We start from the raw sequence: 18495 nt of genomic DNA on the forward strand, positions 1-18495 counted from the left end.
GCCGGTGAAGGGGGTTCTAGGCCTACCCGCAAAGAGTCGCAACCCCTTTTTTTAGAAAAATGCCAAATTGGCGAAATCTTTTTGCAGACCCTTATGAAATTGGGCTTCCAGACCTCTGTTTCAAGGGGGCCGGGGATTGTGGCGGACCAAGTCGCGCGGTTTCTCGCGCGCTTTTCCAATGATTTTCACCCATCGACGCAAATCAATCTTGTTTCGCCCCGGCAAATCAGTCGATTCCAATCATCGCAGATTCGTGCGGAGTATCTGGCAATGCGGGTCACGTTGCCGTCGGGAAGGCAAGGTGCTGTCCAGTGACCAAACTGCAGAGTGGCTGCCCCCCATGACTGTTCAAGAGGTTGTGCGAATCCCGCGCGGGATTCGACAACTGGAGACCGGGGTGCAGACGCATTTCGGATGTGAAGAGACCCAGTTGGAAGAGGCGATTTGGGTGCTTGGGGTCGCGTGTAAAGCCACGCCCGACCCTGGGTGGGCGTTTTGGTCGGTTGCGTTTCTGGGGGCATTGCCCCACTGAAAACAATCCCGCAATTTGATACGTCGCTGAACGCCCTCCCCGGGGGGTGTGCGGGGCACGGGCCTGCATCTAGTCGTCGGCCTTACCGCTACTGAAATAGAACACTGCAAACCCGAGAAGGGCAGCGGCCAACAGGCAATCTATCGGATCCATTAGATCCGAATCTGAGATCCCGTATTCTCGGTAAAGATATCTGATCGGCCACAAGGAGATCGTCGAAAAAAACACCCAAAGGCCCAATTCAATCCGCCGCCCCAATCGTTCGTCGTCATTCAGGAAACTTGAACTCAAAAATCCTGCAACCGCGTTAGAAAGAAGAAGGGCAGAAAAAATGGTCACAAGAGGCGCGACGTACAGCAGGACTTTCACGAACTCTTGTCCGAGAATAGCTACACCCAAGTATATGACAAACGGTGATACACCCAACCAAGCCAACAATTGGTTGCGAGAAAGCATCTCAAATATACGGCCTATACGGTTCATCTAAGGGCTCTCATTACTCCACCTAAAGTGTAGCAGCATGTTCCGACCCTGTGTAACACAAAACCCCCGCCGATTTCTCGACGGGGGCTTCAATTCTCAAGCGATTTTCGCGTTAGCGAAATTTACCAGTCCTCACGAACCACAACGCGCGATTTGATCGGCAGTTTCATCGCGGCAAGGCGCAGAGCTTCGCGAGCAACGTCGTCGTTGACGCCGTCGATCTCGAACATCACGCGGCCCGGCTTTACTTTGCAGGTCCAACGGTCCACGGAACCCTTACCTTTACCCATACGAACTTCGATGGGCTTGGCGGTGACCGGGGTGTCCGGGAAGATGCGGATCCATACGCGACCCTGACGCTTCATGTGACGCGTCATGGCACGACGGGCAGCTTCGATCTGACGTGCAGTCACACGCTCAGGCTCGAGAGCTTTCAGACCGTAGGATCCGAAGTTCAGGTCAGAGCCGCCTTTGGCCTCACCCTTGATCCGGCCTTTGTGCATCTTGCGGAATTTTGTACGCTTTGGTTGAAGCATATCTCAGCCCTCCTTAACGACGGCCGCCGGCGCCACGGGGCGCAGGGCCTTCCTGGAGTTCCGCTTGACGACGATCACGAGCAGCAGGATCGTGCTCCATGATTTCGCCTTTGAAGATCCAGGTTTTGATGCCGATGATGCCATACGGCGTCATTGCTTCGGCGTGGGCGTAGTCGATGTCAGCGCGCAGGGTGTGCAGCGGCACACGGCCTTCGCGATACCATTCGGTACGGGCGATTTCAGCGCCACCAAGGCGACCAGCAACATTCACACGGATGCCAAGGGCGCCCATACGCATTGCGTTCTGCACGGCGCGCTTCATGGCACGACGGAAGGACACACGGCGCTCAAGCTGCTGCGCGATCGATTCAGCGACCAGTGCGGCGTCCAGCTCGGGCTTGCGCACTTCAACGATGTTGAGGTGCAGTTCCGAGTCGGTGATCTTGGCGATTTTCTTGCGCAGGGTTTCGATGTCTGCGCCTTTTTTGCCAATGATCACGCCGGGGCGGGCAGTGTGGATCGTGACGCGGCACTTCTTGTGCGGACGTTCGATGATCACACGGCTGATGCCAGCTTGTTTGCATTCAGTCTTGATGAAGTCACGAATTTTCAGGTCTTCCAGAAGAAGATCACCGTAATCTTTCGTGTCTGCATACCAGCGGCTGTCCCAGGTGCGGTTGACCTGAAGACGCATGCCAATCGGATTTACCTTCTGACCCATTAGGCTTGCTCCTCAACTTGACGCACCTTGATGGTGAGTTCCGAGAACGGTTTGATGATTTTGCCGAAACGACCACGGGCACGCGGGCGACCGCGTTTCATGGTCAGGTTCTTGCCGACATAGGCTTCCGCCACGATCAGCTCATCAACGTCCAGGTTATGGTTGTTCTCGGCGTTGGCGATGGCGGACTGAAGGCATTTCTTCACGTCCTGAGCGATACGCTTGTTCGAGAAGGTCAGGTCGTTCAGAGCCTTGTCGACCTTCTTGCCGCGGATCATGCCAGCAACCAGGTTCAGTTTTTGCGGGGACGTGCGAAGCATGCGGGTTTTCGCCATTGCTTCGTTATCGGCCACGCGGCGGGGATTTTTATCCTTACCCATGGCTTACTTCCTCTTCGCTTTTTTATCAGCCGCGTGACCGTAATACGTACGGGTCGGCGAATACTCACCGAACTTCTGGCCGATCATGTCTTCCGTCACACTCACCGGAATGTGCTTCTGACCGTTATAGACGCCAAAGGTCAGACCCACGAACTGGGGCAGAATGGTCGACCGACGCGACCAGATCTTGATGACCTCGTTTTTACCCGACTCGCGGGTTTTCTCGGCTTTTTTGAGGACGTAAGCGTCAACAAAAGGGCCTTTCCAGACAGAACGTGCCATATCTTAACGCCCCTTCTTCTTGGCGTGACGCGAGCGGATGATCAGCTTCGACGACGCCTTGTTCTTGTTGCGGGTTCGCGCACCCTTGGTCGGCTTGCCCCACGGGGTCACCGGGTGGCGACCACCCGAAGTCCGGCCTTCACCACCACCGTGCGGGTGGTCGATCGGGTTCATGACAACACCACGGACGCTGGGGCGGATGCCTTTGTGGCGCATACGACCGGCTTTACCGTAGTTCTGGTTCGAGTTGTCGGGGTTCGACACGGCACCAACGGTGGCCATGCATTCCTGACGCACAAGGCGCAGTTCGCCCGAGCTCAGACGGATCTGGGCGTAACCGCCGTCACGACCAACAAACTGAGCATATGTGCCGGCTGCACGGGCGATCTGGCCGCCTTTGCCCGGTTTCATCTCGATGTTGTGCACGATGGTACCGATGGGCATGCCCGAGAAGGGCATCGCGTTACCGGGCTTCACGTCGGCCTTGGCCGAAGCGATGATCTGGTCGCCAACAGCCAGACGCTGCGGGGCCAGGATGTATGCCTGTTCGCCGTCTTCGTATTTCACGAGCGCGATGAAGGCTGTGCGGTTGGGGTCGTATTCGATCCGCTCAACTGTGGCGGCGACATCAAACTTCGAACGTTTGAAGTCCACGATACGATAGAGACGCTTTGCACCACCACCACGGCGGCGCGACGTGATCCGTCCGGTATTGTTCCGACCACCCGATTTAGTAAGACCCTCTGTCAGAGCCTTAACCGGGCGACCTTTCCAAAGCTCCGAACGGTCGATCAGAACCAGCCCACGCTGGCCTGGCGTCGTCGGTTTGTACGACTTGAGTGCCATGCTTTCTGTCTTCCGTTGCTTTGAGGCAGTCACCTGCCTGAGTTACAGGGCCCCGAAGGTCCCCAAATTCCAAATGTCACAAGGCCCCGGAACGAATCCGAGGCCACGCGACCTGCGCGATGTATCAGGGATGGTGGGGGGTGTCTAGGGGATGGTGGGGGTTTTCGGGTGAAAGACATGCTGTTTCCCGCTCGCGTACTTAAGCGGGTTCCCGAGATATTAACGGCGGCTTTGCGGGACATTGCTGCCATTCTATGCTAACCGCACATGAAGATGCTAGAGTAGGAAAACCAATGATGACGCATAGGGCTTATACCGTATTTCAAGGCAGAGCTGGCGATCACAATGACCTGGCGATGCCAGCAGCGCGGGCGCTTGGCGAGGCGCTTGCTCTGCGCACCGGGCAGGCCCCCACCATCATTGGAGAGCCAGCGCCCGCCCTGAACACCGGCTGGCGAGAGGAACTGGACGCCGCCCTTCCAGCGCTCAGGGAGGTTCAGGCACGTTTTGAGGATGTCGCGGCGAGCAAAGCCGTTTCGATTGCAGCGACGAGCCGCTGCGCTGTCTCGCTTGCCACTTTGCCGGTCATTGCAAAACACAATCCCAGCGTCTGTATCGTGTGGTTCGATTCCCATGCAGACCTGAACACCCCAGAGGTTACGACAACGGGGTATCTGGGAGGCCTTGCCTTTGCCGCACCAGCAGGACTGTGGGAGTCTGGCCTCGGCGCAGGCCTTGGGCTTGATCAAATTGTGCTCGTGGGCCAGCGCGATCTCGACCCGTTCGAACAAGAGCTGATTGACCGGGCAGGTATTCCGCACATCAAACCCGGAAGCGGTTTGGCAGAACGGCTTCGTGCCGCCATTGCTGGTCGCCCTGTCTATGTGCATCTGGACTGCGATGTTCTCGATCCGGGGATCGTCCCCACGGATTATGTGCATGAGGGAGGCTTGTCCCTGCATGACTTGCGGGCCTGCTGTGAGGTGATTGCCGAAGGCCCATTCGTGGGCATTGAAATAGCGGAACTGCAGATCGCATGGGAAACTGGCGGCGATCCTATATCGCCTGTTCCTCTGCTTGACGCTTTGGAGCCTTTGCTCGCTGAATGAATGGCAGCTAAGGGCTCAAAACCGACATTCCCCATCTCAGACCAGCCTACTCCGCCGCCACGCTCCCGGTTTTCTCAACCTTCACCGCCGCGAACTTCATCTCGGCGATCTTGCCATAGGGGTCCAACGCGGGGTTGGTCAGCATGTTCGCCGCCGCTTCGACATAGGCGAAGGGCAGGAACACCATGTTTTCCGCCACGCCGTAATCGGCGCGCACCATGACCTCGATCGACCCGCGGCGAGTGGTCAGGCGGAGCATGTCGCCTGCCTCGACCCCCATGTCGCGCAGGGTTTTCGGATTCATCGAGCAGTTGGCCTCGGGCTCGATGGCGTCGAGCACGGTGGCGCGGCGGGTCATTGATCCGGTATGCCAATGCTCCAACTGCCGCCCGGTGGTCAGGACCATCGGATATTCTGCGTCGGGCAGTTCGGCGGGGGGCAGGATCGCGGCGGGGGTGAAGCGCGCGCGCTTGCCTTCGCGGGGGAACCCGTCGCCGAACACGACGGCCTGCCCCGGATCCTCGGGGGACAGGGACGGATAGGTGACGGCATTTTGCGTCTCCAGCCGGTCCCAGGTGATATTATCCATCGACGGCATCACGCGCGCCATTTCGGCAAAGACCTCGCGCGGGTGGGTATAGGCCCAGTTCAACCCCAGACGTTTCGCCAACTCGACGGTGATCCACCAATCCTCTTTCGCGTCACCGGGCGGTGGTACGGCGGGGCGGCCCATCTGGACCTGACGGTTGGTGTTTGACACGGTGCCGGTTTTCTCGGCAAAGGCGGCGGCGGGAAGCACCACGTCGGCATAGCTGGCGGTTTCGGTCAGGAAGATATCCTGGCTGACCAGAAACTCCATCCGCTCCAACGCTTCGCGCACATGCGTTACATCGGGGTCGGACATCGCGGGGTTTTCGCCAAGGATATACATGCCCTTGATGCGACCATCATGCACCGCGTCCATGATTTCGACCACCGTCAATCCGGGCTTGTCGGACAGGTTGTCCACCCCCCATTCAGCACTGAACTCGGCCAGAACAGCGGGGTCTTTCACTGACTTGTAATCCGGCAGGAACATCGGGATCAGCCCGGCATCCGACGCGCCCTGCACGTTGTTCTGTCCGCGCAGCGGGTGCAACCCGGTGCCCGGACGCCCCACATTCCCGGTCATCAGCGCAAGCGAGATCAGGCAGCGCGAGTTGTCGGTGCCGTGCACGTGCTGGCTGACACCCATGCCCCAAAAGATCATCCCGGCCTTGCCCTTGGCAAAGGTGCGGGCGACGGCGCGCAACTCATCCGCAGGGATGCCGCAAATCTCGGCCATTTCCTCGGGCGGGAAGGCGCGCAGGTGTTCGCGCATCGCTTCCCAATTCTCGGTATGCTCGGCGATATAGGCGTTGTCGGTCAGGCCTTCTTCGGCAATCACATGCATGATCGCGTTCAGCATCGACACATCGCCGCCCGGCTTGAACTGCAACATATGCGTGGCAAACCGGCTGAGCGACGTACCGCGCGGGTCCATCACGATCAGCTTGCCGCCGCGTTTGGTGAATTGCTTGAAATAGGTTGCGGCAACGGGGTGGTTTTCGATCGGGTTCGAGCCGATGACGATCGCGACATCAGCGTTCTCAATCTCGTTGAACGTGGCCGTCACAGCGCCCGAGCCGACATTTTCCAGCAGCGCCGACACCGACGACGCATGGCATAGCCGCGTGCAGTGATCCACGTTGTTGTGACCAAATCCCGCACGTATCAACTTCTGAAACAAATAGGCTTCTTCATTGGTGCACTTGGCCGACCCAAAGCCAGACACCGCATCGCCACCATGAGTGTCACGAAGTTTGGCCAGCCCCTGGGCGGCGAAATCCAAAGCCTCGTCCCATGATGCTTCGCGGAAATGGGTCAGCGGGTTGGCAGGGTCGACGTTCAGGCCCTTGGGCGCACCTTCCTTGCGGATCAGGGGTTTGGTCAGGCGGTGGTTGTGGTTGATATAGTCGAACCCGAACCGGCCCTTCACGCACAAGCGACCTTCGTTGGCGGGGCCATTGATGCCTTCGACATAGACGACCTTGTCATCTTTGACGCGCAAACTGACCTGACAGCCCACGCCGCAGAAAGGGCAGACGCTTTCGACCTCGCGGTCGTAATCCTCAGTGTCCGTCACCTTAGCGGGCATAAGGGCACCGGTCGGGCAGGCTTGCACACATTCGCCACAGGCTACGCAGGTGGACGCGCCCATCGGGTCGGCGATGTCAAAGACCGGATAGGCGTCATGCCCCCGCCCGGCCATGCCGATCACGTCATTGACCTGAACCTCACGGCAGGCACGGACACACAGGTTGCACTGAATGCAGGCGTCCAGATTGACGCTCATCGCCACATGACTGTCGTCCAGAAGCGGGATGCGACCCGCCTCTAGCTTCGGAAAACGGCTGCTTTCCACACCGGTCAGGTCGGCCATGTCCAACAGGTGTGATGACGCATCATGCGGCTGGTCTGGTTGGTCGGCCATCAAAAGTTCGACCACCATCTTGCGGGCCTGACGGGCGCGGGCATTGTCGGTGGTGACGACCATACCTTCTTCGGGCGTTCGGATACATGAGGCCGCCAGAACACGCTCGCCTTCAATCTCGACAACACAAGCACGGCAGTTTCCATCCGGGCGCAGATCCGGCACATCCTTGTGACACAAATGCGGAATCAGGGTGCCCTGCCGTTTGGCCACATCCCAAATGCTTTCGCCGGGCTGCGCGATCACGTCCTGACCGTCCAGTGTGAACTTAATGCCGTCGCTCATGGAAACCTCCGTCCTGTCGGGGGCATTATAAACCACGAGTGAGCGCCCGTCAGTCTTACAATCCCGACACCCCACACCGATTTTGCGCCAGCCCCCCTTTTCGAATTGGATCCAATTCACTAGCAATAGGCGGAAAGGAATCCCCATGACCACAATCACGCTGATCCGACACGGTCAGGCCAACAACACCGCGACGGACGAATTGGGCTATGATCGCCTGTCAGATCTGGGGCGGCAACAGTCACGTTGGCTGGGGGATTACATGCGCGAGACCGGGCAACGCTATGCGAAAGTATATACCGGAACGCTGACCCGTCACCAGCAAACAGCCGAGGAATGGGGGGCCGAGAAATTCACCGCCGACGCCCGGTTGGACGAGGTGCGGTATTTCGACCTGTCCGAACGGATGCACGCCCAGTTCGGCATTCCGCACCCGCGCACCCACGAGGATTTCGTAGACCACCTGCCTCTGACCTTCTCGGCCTGGCAGGAAGGTCAGATCGACGATGTGCCCGAAACCTTTCACGACTTTCAAACCCGCGTCAGCGAAGTGATACACGACATTGCCGAACGTGGCGAAGATGCCATCATCTTTACCTCGGGTGGCTTCATCGGGATGGCAACGCGAGTGGTCATGGGGTTGGAGATCGGCCCGTTCACTCGCACGATCCTGCCGATCATGAACAGTTCGGTTCACCGGCTGCGGCTCACTCCGGCAGGGCTGAGCCTGATCCAGTTCAACGCCGTGCCGCATCTGGAACCCATCGACCGCCATCACGCGCAAACGCATTTCTAAGGAGCATCCGACATGACACATCTTTGGGTTCGCGCCGAACAACGTGCCAACGAAGACAGGGTTGGGTTGACGCCGGAAGGCGCCAAAGCCCTGATCGACGCGGGTCTGCGGGTGACTGTCGAAGAAAGCAGCGTACGCGTGATCGGCATTGAGGGCTACCGCGACGCAGGCTGCGAGATCGCACCGGAAAATGCGTGGCCCGACGCGCCGCGTGACGCGATCATCTTCGGCCTGAAAGAACTGCCCGAGGACGGCACCCCCCTGCCGCATCGCCACATCATGTTCGGCCACGCCTTCAAGGGTCAGCATTCTGGTCGCACATTGTTGGAGCGATTCAAGGCTGGGGGTGGCACGCTCTATGATCTGGAATATCTGGTGGATGAAAACGGGCGCCGCGTGGCGGCCTTTGGCTATTGGGCCGGATTTGCGGGCGCGGCGGTGACGCTGAAGGCATGGGCCGCGCAACAGCATGACAAGCTGTGTGAGCCGGTCGGGGTCTATAAGAACAAAGACGCGCTGCTGAACGAACTGCGCGCGGAACTGGACGCGACCAAAACGGCGCGCCCCGACGCCATCGTCATCGGTGCGCTTGGCCGGGTTGGCACGGGGGCTTCGGACCTGATGGAAGCGATGGGTATCACCGTCACCAAATGGGACTTGGCCGAAACCGCCCATGGCGGCCCCTTCCACGAAATCCTGGACCACAACCTGTTCATCAACTGCATCCTTGCGGGCCCCCAAACCCCGGTCTTCGTGCCGCGCGATGCGCTGACGGCGGACCGCAAGCTGACCGCCATTGGCGACGTGGCCTGCGACCCCGACAGCGATTACAACCCGGTGCCGGTCTATGACCGCGCCACGAACTGGGACGCCCCTGCCTTGCGCGTGGCCGACGACCCCGTGCTGGATGTGATGGCCATCGACAACCTGCCATCAATGCTGCCGCTCGAAAGCTCTCTCGACTATGCTGGGCAACTTCTGCCGTCACTTCTGACGCTTACCGACCTGAAAACCGGCGTCTGGGCACGGGCCGAAGCGACGTTCAATACTCATATGAAGGATATCTGACGTGGAAACCGTGATCGGCGCATCGGCGGCAATCCTGAGCACCGTCTGCTGGCTCCCACAGACCATACGCACCTGGCGCACGCGGCATACGAAGGACCTGTCCCTTATGGCGAACCTTCTTATTCTTGCCTCGATGTCGCTGTGGCTGACCTATGGCATCATGCTGCATTCTTGGCCCATGATCGTTGCCAATACGGTGGCGGTTGTGCTGGTTGGGTCCATCATCATCGCAAAACTGAAATTCGGCTGAGAAGGAGCGCCTGTTATGACAATTCATTGGTGTGGCACCGGCCTGTCGGCCATCCCCGGCCTGCGTCGGTTGCTGGAGGCCGGTCGCAACGTGGTGGTCTGGAACCGGACCGTCGACAAAGCGCGCGAGGCCGTGGGCGATCTGACCGACGACATTCGCGCCTTCGAACTGGACGCTGTCACCGCAGCCCTGGCCCCCGGCGACATTGCGGTGTCAATGCTGCCCGGCGATCTGCACGTGCCCTTGGCCGAACGCTGCCTGCAAAAAGGCGCGCATTTCGTGTCGTCCAGCTATATCTCGCCCGAGATGCGCGCACTGGACGAAGATTTTCGCGACGCAGGTCTGGCTTGTGTGAACGAGATCGGGCTGGACCCCGGCATTGACCACCTGATGGCGCACTGGCTGGTCGCCGACTATCGCGCATCGGACGCCTTTGACCCCGACAACACCCTGAGTTTCATCAGCTATTGCGGCGGCGTGCCGAAGACCCCCAACGATTTCCGCTACAAGTTCAGCTGGTCGCCGCTGGGGGTGCTGAAGGCGCTGCGATCACCCTCGCGGTCCATCAAAGATGGCAAACCTTTTGACGTGGCCCGACCTTGGGACGCGATCAGCACCTATGACGCCCCCCTGCCCACCCCGGAAAGCTTCGAGGTCTATCCCAACCGCGACTCAATCCCCTTCATGGAGGATTACAAGTTCGACCCCGCCTGGAACGTCGACACCTTCGTGCGCGGCACCCTGCGCCTGAACGGCTGGGCGGAGGCGTGGAAAGATGTCTTTGCCGAGGTCGAAACGCTGGAAGGCCCGTCCGGCGATGCCCGCTTGAAAGAAATGTCTGACCAGTTCTGGGCCGAGAACGCCTATGACGAAGGCGAACCCGACCGCGTGATCATGTGCGTGGCGCTGAAGGCGAAAAAAGGCGGCGAGACGGTCTATCACAAAACCTATGTGATGGACGCATGGGGCGACGACCGCGGCACCGCCATGGCAAGGCTCGTCTCGATCCCCGTGTCGCTGGCGGTTGAGATGATCCGCGACGGCACAGCCCCCGCCGGGGTGTCCGCCGCGACCGATGATCCCGAGATGATCGAGGCGTGGATGGGGCATGTGCGGGAATTGGCGCAGCATGTGGAGGTGGTGGCGCACGTCTAAGACAAGCGCCCGGCGGCGACGCCGGGCAGCGCATTCAGTTAAGAGTATTAGAATGAGGACCGAGGGACCGATTGTGAAAAGCATTAGGGATTGGGTGTTTCGGGAACTCCCAGTTGACCCTTCTGACACGACTATGACCACGTATTTGGACTCAAAGACCACACACAGCTTACTTGTCATTTATCACAATTGGTCCTGCCGCTTGGTCTCGGCTCAACCAAGAACAGTTCACCTATCCAGTTTCGTTGCTGACAAATTGACCGACATTCGCTTCAGCAAGGCCTTGGCATCAATCATCCTCGATACACAGGCAGGCTATCCGCTGACGAAATACCTCAGTCGTGGGGTCAAAGAAGCAGTTTCGCCGCCTCGCAAAGACAAGCCCGTTTCCCGCCGTCGCGATCTGGATTTGATGTTGAATTCTTGGGGCATTCACCATCTTCACCTCTCAACTGAAGTTGAGCCCGATGGGTTTGTCTCACGAGATGATCCTTTGCTGTTTGCGATTTTCAAAGAGCATGATGCTTATCTGTTGGATATTGGGGATCATGGAAGCTGGACATCAAGGCGCTTGCTTGAAATCTTGGTTCAGGAGTTTCCGAATTCTGGTGCGTTTCATGTCTTTAACGGCGTGTCCGGACTAAGTGAAAACCATGATGATAACAGCCTAGAGACACTTAGAAAAAAACGAGTGAACTCTGCTTCGTGGATATATGGGAAAGCCATAATTCCCAATGCCGGTATTACGTTGGCGGGAACAACCATAGCAGCAACCCGAGATTCTGACATGTTATTGGAGGCAGTTGAGAACTTCGAACAAACGTGGGCTCAAAATCCAGCGCAGATTAAAGATATGGTTTGGTCAGCACAAAAATTCTTCCCTGAAGACCCCGAGTTCATATTCGAATGTCACGAAACAGCCGGGGTAGGAATCTACGAGACGAAATCAAAGACGTTCTTTTCATTGGCTCCCTGATGAGAATCTCTCTCTAGCGTGTATTGATGTGGAGCTTCAATTAACACGCGAGTTGAACCCTCACCCCTTCCCAATCGGCACCACATTCTCGGCCCCGTCGGACAGCTCTTCGAAATCAAAATTATCCAACCGCGCCGCGCGCCTCCCGGCACGTTCAGCCGCCGTCGTGATCCCCTCGACATCCCGGCGTGCCTGATCGAAATGGCTTTCCAGCTTGCCCGCGCGTTCGACCACAAGCTCCACATCACGATGCAGGTTTTTCAGCATCTTCCTGATTTCGCCCGCCTGTTCACGCATCCTTGCATCCTTCAGGATCGCGCGCATGGTGTTCAGGGTCGCCATGCAGGTGGTGGGCGAGACGATCCACACACGTGCCTCGAACCCTTCGCGGACCAGTTCTGGGAAGTTGGCGTGCAGTTCGGCATAGACCGCTTCGGACGGCAGGAACATCAGCGCGCCGTCTGCGGTTTCGCCTTCGATGATGTATTTTTCCGAGATCGCTTTGATATGCGCCTTCACCGCGACCTTCATCGCCTTGGCGGCCTCGTTCAATTCGTATTGCGTGTCGGCGTTGCGCAGTGCCTCATACGCCTCCAGCGGAAATTTCGAGTCGATCACGATCGGCCCCGGCGGGTTGGGCAGGTGGATCAGGCAATCGGCGCGTTTGCCGTTGGACAGGGTCTGTTGCAGGTCATAGCTGTCTTTGGGCAGCGCCTTGGACACGATGTCGTGCAACTGAATCTCGCCAAACGCGCCGCGGGTCTGCTTGTTTGACAGGATGTCCTGAAGGCTCAGCACATCGCCCGACAGCCGCGTGATGTTGTCCTGCGCCTTGTCGATCACCGCCAGACGTTCCTGCAATTGCGTCAGGCTTTCGGTGGTCTTCACCGTGTTGCCTTGCAGGCTTTCCTTCATCCGCTCCTGCAACTCGGACATGGCGCGGGCGGATTTCATCGCATTGTCGTGCAGGCGGTCGTTCATCTGGCTTTGCACTTGGGCCAGCCGCGTTTCCATCGCCTGCAGCACCTGTGCCTGTCCTGTGGACTGCGCGTCTGACACGGTGCGCAAGCCCCCCGACAGCTGATCTTGCCCCGCGCCCAACACCTGCACGGCCTGCCCCAAACCGCCCATCTGCCGCGCCAGATCTTCCGCCACACGCGCGGACTGCCCGGCGCGGCGCAAGACGACGATCAGCAGGATAAACATGAGCAGCGCCATGACAGCCCCGCCGATGGTCGCCAGAACCAGCGGATCGGACAGGTCATAAATGGTATCACCGATCTGGATCATGTGCGGCCAAACAGCCTTTCGATATCTGAGAGTTTCAGTTCCACATAGGTGGGGCGGCCATGGTTGCACTGGCCGGAATGGGGCGTCGCCTCCATCTCGCGCAGAAGGGCGTTCATCTCTTCGGGTCGCATCCAGCGGCCGGACCGGATCGAGCCATGGCAGGCGACACGCGAGAGAACAGCCTCGATCTTAGCCTGTACCATGTTGCTGTCGCCCAGATCGGCCAGTTCGTCCAGCACATCCTTGATCATGTTACTCGCGTTGATCTCGCCCAGGATAGCCGGGGTTTCGCGCACGGCGATGGCATCGCCGCCGAAGGGTTCGATGACCAAACCCATTTGGGCAAGATCATCCGCGACCTCAAGCAGACGCGCCACGTCGCCCGCCGAAAGCTCGACGATTTCGGGGATCAGCAGGGCCTGCCGCGCCACGCCGTTTTCCGCCATCTGGCGTTTCAGTTTTTCATAGACCAGGCGTTCGTGGGCGGCATGCTGGTCGACGATCACCATGCCGGTTTCCGTCTGCGCGATGATATAGTTCTCGTGCACCTGCGCGCGGGCGGCGCCCAGCGGCAGGGCTTCGTGCGGGTTGTCCTGTTCCGGCGCGACCACCGGATCAAAGCGGGCCGATGGCGCGGACATTTCGGCGAAGCCGGGCGCGTCGGGTGCGGGCGCCTGCGTTGCGAAAGATTGCCGGATCGCGCCTGCGGTTGGTCGATCCATCTGATAAACACGCGGGCCCGTCGGCTCGGGCCGCATCGCGCCCAGCGTCGCGCCCGCAACGGTGGTTGACGCCCGATGACCCGCATTCGCCAGCGCATGTCGCAACCCCGATACGATCAGGCCACGCGCGATGCCGGGGTCGCGAAACCGAACCTCGGACTTTGCGGGGTGGACGTTCACATCCACCAGATGCGGGTCGCAGGTGACAAACAGCGCCGCCGCCGGGTGGCGGTCGCGGCTGAGAAAATCGAAATACGCCGCGCGCAGAGCGCCGGTCAGCAGCTTGTCCTTCACCGGGCGACCATTTACGAACAAAAACTGCGCCACCGCAGCCCCGCGGGAATAGGTCGGCAGCGCAGCATATCCGGTCAGCCGAAGCCCGTCGCGTTCCGCGTCAATCGGAATGGCATTCTCGGTGAACTCCCGTCCAAGGATCGATCCAAGCCTCCCGGCGAGCGCATCGAACATATCGCCCGTTTCAGGATCGGCGCGGAAGGTCACGCGACCTTCGCCACCACCGGACACATCGCGCAAGGTGAAACCCACATGCGGTTCGGCCATGGCCAGTCGTTTGATCACATCGGTGATCGCCTGCGCTTCGGCCCGGTCGGTGCGCATGAATTTCAGGCGCGCCGGGGTGGCGAAGAACAAGTCCCGCAGCTCGACCACCGTACCACCAGACAGGGCGGCGGGTTTGACCGGGGTGGGCGCGCCACCGGCCACACGGATTGTTGCAGCGTCAAACCCGTCAGCGCGCGAGGTGATGGTCAGGCGCCCGACTGACCCGAGCGACGGCAACGCCTCGCCCCGGAACCCGAAGGTGTGGATGTCCAGAAGGTCGGACCCGTCGATTTTGGACGTCGCATGTCGTGAGAGGGCCAAAGGCAGATCATCGGGCGCGATGCCGCAACCATCATCGGTGACGCGGATCAGGGTCTTGCCACCGTCGGCATAGGCGACCTCGATCCGCGTGGCCCCTGCGTCCAGCGCGTTCTCTACCAGTTCTTTCACCGCTGAGGCGGGGCGTTCCACAACTTCGCCGGCTGCAATCCGGTTGATTGCGGCATCGTCCAACTGGCGGATCACCGGGCGGCCCAACGCGTCCTCGGGACGTGACGGGGGGCTTATATGGGGGTTGTCTTCAGGCATACCACAATACCTAGCACATCACGCGCCGATTCGACCATTGCGAAATACCCGGTGCATCCCCGACCTGCGTTTAATTTGATACGACGCCCTCGGGCTGTCCGACCACCACGAAATGCAGCGCATCGGGGTCATACAGACGCTTGGCGACGCGCGTGGTATCCTCAAGCGTCACGGCCATCACCTGATCGTTTCGCGTGGCGATATAGTCGACCGGCAAGCCCTCCATCTGCATCGACGCGAGGATATTGGCAATGTTGGCGTTGCCGTCGAACCGCAACGGATACGATCCCGTCAGATAGGTCTGCGCGGCGGTGAGTTCTTCCTGCGTGATCCCCTCGGCCGCCATCTTCGCCCATTCGTTCCGCACGACTTCGATCGCATCACCCATCGTCCCGTTCTGGCTTGAGAAATGCCCCATGATCGTGTCGGACAGGTCGGCATTGGCAAGGAACGTCCCCACCCCATAGGTCAGCCCGCGTTTCTCGCGCACCTCTTGCATCAGGCGCGAATTCGAACCGCGCCCGCCCAGAACCTCGTTCAGGACAAAGGCGGCGAAGAAATCCGGATCATCGCGCGCGATGCCGATATGCCCGAACATCGTAACCGATTGCGGCGTGTCGAACGGCACTACGGTTGTGCCGCCCGACAAGGCAAACTCGGCCCGTGGTGGCAGAGGCGCCCCCGTGGCGGGCAACCCGTCAAACAGCTCATCCAGAAGCTGGCTCAACTCATCCGCCGTGATGTCCCCAACGGCCGCAACATAGATCCGATCCAGCGCCAGCGCGTCTTTGAAAGCGGACACAAGATCGTCCCGTGTCAGGGCGGCCACGCTGTCCGGCGTGCCGACCCGATAGCTGCCATAAGGATGATCGCCATAGGCCATGCGGTCCCATGTTTCGCCGGCAATCGCATTGGGGTCGGTCGCGCGCGAGGCCAGATGCGACATGATTTGCGCGCGCACACGCTCAATCGCACTGTCGTCAAAGCGCGGTTCGGTCAGGGCGCTGTGCAAAAGCTGCATCGCCTCGGCGCGGTTTTCGCTCAGAAACTGCGCCGAGACCGTGATCGCATCGCCATAGGCACCGAACCGAAAGGACGCCGCCAGGCTTTCGCGCGCCTCGGCAAAGCCGCGCGCATCCATCTCACCCGCCCCTTCTTCCAGAAGGCCGACCATGAAATTCACCGCGCCACGTTTCCCGGGTCGATCCAGAGACGTGCCACCCTGAAAGCGAATTTCCAGCGCGGTGAAAGGCAGGCTGTGTTCTTCGACCAGCCAGGCATTGATGCCGGTGGGCGTGGTGATTTCCTGAATCGCGATCTCGGCGCGGGCGGGGAAGGTCACGATCAACAGCGTGACGAACGCATAGAAAAAACGCATCATTTCATTTCCTCTCCGCCTTCGGGAACCAGCCAACCGGTGACGCTTCGGCGATCGTCAAAAATCTGACGCGCGGCCTGCATAACCTGTTCGGGTGTGACCGCCTGCAATATGTCAGGCCAGGCCTGCACGTCATCAATCGTCAGGCCCGCGGTCAGCGCACGGCCATATCGCTGCGCGCGCGACATCGCACTGTCTTGCGCATAAATCTGATCGGCGCGGATCTGGAACTTGATGCGTTCGAACTGTTCCGGGTCGATGCCGGTTTCCAGAAACTTGGCGATCTGTTCGTCCAGCGCGGCTTCGGCCTCGGCCAGGCTGACGCCCTGTTTGGGATAGACGACCAGCGAAAACTCGGTGTCGTCCAGCATGACCGATCCATAGGCCGCCCCGGCATAGACGGCGATCGGGTTGTCAAATTGCAGCGCCCGCCCCAGAACGGATGTTGCCCCGCTGCCGCCCAGAATCTCGGCCAGATAGACAAGCGCGGCGGCCTGTTCCTGCGCGCCTGGATCACGTTCAGGGGCCGCATACTGTCGATAGACATAGGGTTGAGACACACGCGGGTCTTCGAATCGCACTCGACGCTCGGCCAGTTGCGGCGGCTCGGCGCGGCGCTCGCGTTCGGTCAGGCCGGGTGTAGGTTTCAGGGGTCCGTAATATTCCTGCGCCAGCGCGCGCACCTCGTCCGGAGTCACGTCACCCGCAACAATCAAGATCGCATTGTTGGGGGCATAGAAGCGTTCATAAAACGCCAGCGCATCTGCGCGCGACAGCTTCGCCGCCTCGTGTCGCCAACCGATGATCGGGGTGCCGTAAGGATGGTTCAGATAAGCCGCCGCATTCATCTGCTCGTGAAACAGCGCGCCGGGGTCGCTGTCGGTGCGTTGGGCACGTTCTTCCAATATGACGTTGCGTTCGGTGACGATGTCGTCTTCGGTCAGCCGCAGGTTGCGCATCCGATCAGCTTCCATCTGCATCATCAGGCCCAGACGATCCGCGGCGACCCGTTGGAAATACGCGGTGTAGTCCTGCGATGTGAATGCATTGTCGGACCCGCCGTTTTCGGCAACGACGCGGCTCAACTCGCCAGCTTCCATGGTGTCGGTGGCCTTGAACAACAGGTGTTCCAGAAAATGCGCGATGCCCGACACGCCGGGCTCCTCGTCCGCCGCACCCGCGCGATACCACAACATATGCACGACAACCGGCGCGCGATGGTCTTCGATCACCACGACCTCAAGCCCATTGTCCAGTTTGAAATCGGTGACGCCATCCTTGGCAAGTGCCGGGGTGCCCAGCCCGAAGGCCAGAAAAGCCGCAATCAGAAACCGCATCTGAAACTCCTGTCTGTTCGTGATCAAGTTACGCGTGATCGCGCGGGCTTCAACCTGCGCAAACAGAGTTGTGATCGCAGACGGTCAGAAAACGAAACAGGGGCCAGGCGACCCCGCAATCACTGCGCGGCTGCCGGATCGGGTGGGGCGGCGGGCGTCCAGATTCCCAAACGGCGCAGGCGTTCAAGTTCGCGATGCTGGTCAAGTTCCTGCGCCGCGTAGGCGCTGTAATAGACGTTCACGTTGAACAAGCGTTCAAGCAGTTTGCCGCGATTTTCCTGCCGCCAGGTCAGGTCTTCGGCTGCCAGTTGGCTGCGAATGCCGGACGAGACACCATAACGGCTGGCCGCCGTGACAAGCGCCCCTTCGCCACCGCGCAGACCCGATCCGCGCAACTGCCCCCCCAGCGCGGCAATGGCATCTGCATTGGGCGTTGGGTCGGTGATGTTGGTGCCGCCCGGCGTGGGCGTCGGCAGCTCGGAATAGCTCGTCGGCTCTTGCAGGGGTTTTGTCGGCAAGATGGCGAATTCATCCGGGCCGGATTGGCTGGCCCTCAGGTTCATCAGGCTCGGCTCGTTCTTCGAGCAGGCTGTCAGAAAAACACCGATGCACAAAGCGGCCAGAAGTTTAACGGATGAAAAGCGCATGTGTCGATATAACCCTCGTTTCCTACCGCTTCTTAGCCCAT

At 59.7% G+C, this 18495-nt stretch carries 19 protein-coding genes; 7 read left to right on the forward strand and 12 right to left on the reverse strand.

From position 1 onward, the window contains the following. Nucleotides 1-315, forward strand: a 315-nt coding sequence (locus IE188_RS16800) for a hypothetical protein (RefSeq protein WP_229836923.1), incomplete at its 5' end; no start/stop codon positions are given. Nucleotides 316-601: 286 nt separating this feature from the next. Here the strand turns inward: IE188_RS16800 and IE188_RS15550 are convergent. From IE188_RS15550 to rplB, 6 genes are all read right to left on the reverse strand, one after another. Continuing rightward, complete coding sequence (locus IE188_RS15550; RefSeq protein WP_191287446.1) at nt 602-1015, reverse strand: hypothetical protein; 414 nt, start codon at nt 1013-1015, stop codon at nt 602-604. A 122-nt stretch (nt 1016-1137) separates the two neighbouring features. Next, nucleotides 1138-1551 carry a 50S ribosomal protein L16 gene (gene rplP, locus IE188_RS15555; protein WP_108857553.1) on the reverse strand — a complete coding sequence of 138 codons (414 nt, stop codon included), beginning with the start codon at nt 1549-1551 and terminating at the stop codon, nt 1138-1140. 13 nt (nt 1552-1564) lie between these two features. Beyond that, complete coding sequence (rpsC, locus tag IE188_RS15560; protein ID WP_191287447.1) at nt 1565-2272, reverse strand: 30S ribosomal protein S3; 708 nt, start codon at nt 2270-2272, stop codon at nt 1565-1567. Beyond that, nucleotides 2272-2652 (reverse strand): 50S ribosomal protein L22, encoded by a 381-nt coding sequence (rplV, locus tag IE188_RS15565; protein WP_191287448.1) that lies wholly within the window; start codon nt 2650-2652, stop codon nt 2272-2274. The genes rpsC and rplV overlap by 1 nt, the downstream gene beginning before the upstream one ends. Before the next feature lie 3 nt (nt 2653-2655). Continuing rightward, complete coding sequence (rpsS, locus tag IE188_RS15570; protein ID WP_191287449.1) at nt 2656-2934, reverse strand: 30S ribosomal protein S19; 279 nt, start codon at nt 2932-2934, stop codon at nt 2656-2658. A gap of 3 nt (nt 2935-2937) precedes the next feature. Continuing rightward, nucleotides 2938-3780 (reverse strand): 50S ribosomal protein L2, encoded by an 843-nt coding sequence (rplB, locus tag IE188_RS15575; protein ID WP_191287450.1) that lies wholly within the window; start codon nt 3778-3780, stop codon nt 2938-2940. Between the two features lie 254 nt (nt 3781-4034). Here rplB and IE188_RS15580 point away from each other — a divergent pair, with 254 nt between their 5' ends. Further along, nucleotides 4035-4889: an arginase family protein gene (locus tag IE188_RS15580; RefSeq protein ID WP_229836926.1), complete on the forward strand. Its 855-nt coding sequence runs from the start codon at nt 4035-4037 to the stop codon at nt 4887-4889. A 46-nt stretch (nt 4890-4935) separates the two neighbouring features. On the opposite strand, the gene fdhF is transcribed toward IE188_RS15580, so the two are convergent. Further along, the gene (gene fdhF / locus IE188_RS15585; protein ID WP_191287451.1) at nt 4936-7686 is read right to left on the reverse strand and encodes a formate dehydrogenase subunit alpha; all 2751 of its coding nucleotides are present in this window, start codon (nt 7684-7686) and stop codon (nt 4936-4938) included. A 145-nt stretch (nt 7687-7831) separates the two neighbouring features. On the opposite strand from fdhF, the gene IE188_RS15590 reads away from it, so the two are divergent. From IE188_RS15590 to IE188_RS15610, 5 genes are all read left to right on the forward strand, one after another. Next, nucleotides 7832-8482 (forward strand): histidine phosphatase family protein, encoded by a 651-nt coding sequence (locus IE188_RS15590; protein ID WP_191287452.1) that lies wholly within the window; start codon nt 7832-7834, stop codon nt 8480-8482. A 12-nt stretch (nt 8483-8494) separates the two neighbouring features. After that, complete coding sequence (locus tag IE188_RS15595) at nt 8495-9550, forward strand: saccharopine dehydrogenase (protein WP_191287453.1); 1056 nt, start codon at nt 8495-8497, stop codon at nt 9548-9550. 1 nt (nt 9551) lies between these two features. Next, nucleotides 9552-9800: a SemiSWEET family sugar transporter gene (locus IE188_RS15600; protein ID WP_191287454.1), complete on the forward strand. Its 249-nt coding sequence runs from the start codon at nt 9552-9554 to the stop codon at nt 9798-9800. A gap of 15 nt (nt 9801-9815) precedes the next feature. Next, nucleotides 9816-10955 carry a saccharopine dehydrogenase family protein gene (locus IE188_RS15605; protein ID WP_191287455.1) on the forward strand — a complete coding sequence of 380 codons (1140 nt, stop codon included), beginning with the start codon at nt 9816-9818 and terminating at the stop codon, nt 10953-10955. 133 nt (nt 10956-11088) lie between these two features. Further along, the gene (locus IE188_RS15610) at nt 11089-11931 is read left to right on the forward strand and encodes a hypothetical protein (protein WP_191287456.1); all 843 of its coding nucleotides are present in this window, start codon (nt 11089-11091) and stop codon (nt 11929-11931) included. 60 nt (nt 11932-11991) lie between these two features. On the opposite strand, the gene IE188_RS15615 is transcribed toward IE188_RS15610, so the two are convergent. The 5 genes from IE188_RS15615 to IE188_RS15635 all read right to left on the reverse strand — a co-directional run bounded on the left by IE188_RS15615 (nt 11992) and on the right by IE188_RS15635 (nt 18454). Next, nucleotides 11992-13221 carry a DNA recombination protein RmuC gene (locus IE188_RS15615; protein ID WP_191287457.1) on the reverse strand — a complete coding sequence of 410 codons (1230 nt, stop codon included), beginning with the start codon at nt 13219-13221 and terminating at the stop codon, nt 11992-11994. Next, the gene (gene mutL, locus IE188_RS15620; RefSeq protein WP_191287458.1) at nt 13218-15092 is read right to left on the reverse strand and encodes a DNA mismatch repair endonuclease MutL; all 1875 of its coding nucleotides are present in this window, start codon (nt 15090-15092) and stop codon (nt 13218-13220) included. The genes IE188_RS15615 and mutL overlap by 4 nt, the downstream gene beginning before the upstream one ends. Nucleotides 15093-15162: 70 nt before the next feature. Beyond that, nucleotides 15163-16470: a M16 family metallopeptidase gene (locus IE188_RS15625; protein ID WP_191287525.1), complete on the reverse strand. Its 1308-nt coding sequence runs from the start codon at nt 16468-16470 to the stop codon at nt 15163-15165. Further along, a complete protein-coding gene (locus tag IE188_RS15630) occupies nt 16470-17807 on the reverse strand; it encodes a M16 family metallopeptidase (protein WP_191287459.1) in 1338 nt (445 codons plus the stop codon). Before IE188_RS15630 ends, IE188_RS15625 begins: the two co-directional genes overlap by 1 nt. A gap of 119 nt (nt 17808-17926) precedes the next feature. Then, nucleotides 17927-18454 carry a DUF3035 domain-containing protein gene (locus IE188_RS15635; protein ID WP_191287460.1) on the reverse strand — a complete coding sequence of 176 codons (528 nt, stop codon included), beginning with the start codon at nt 18452-18454 and terminating at the stop codon, nt 17927-17929. Nucleotides 18455-18495 lie beyond the last annotated feature (41 nt).

It is taken from the genome of Aliiroseovarius zhejiangensis (genome assembly GCF_014656375.1).
Taxonomy (GTDB): Bacteria; Pseudomonadota; Alphaproteobacteria; order Rhodobacterales; family Rhodobacteraceae; genus Aliiroseovarius; species Aliiroseovarius zhejiangensis.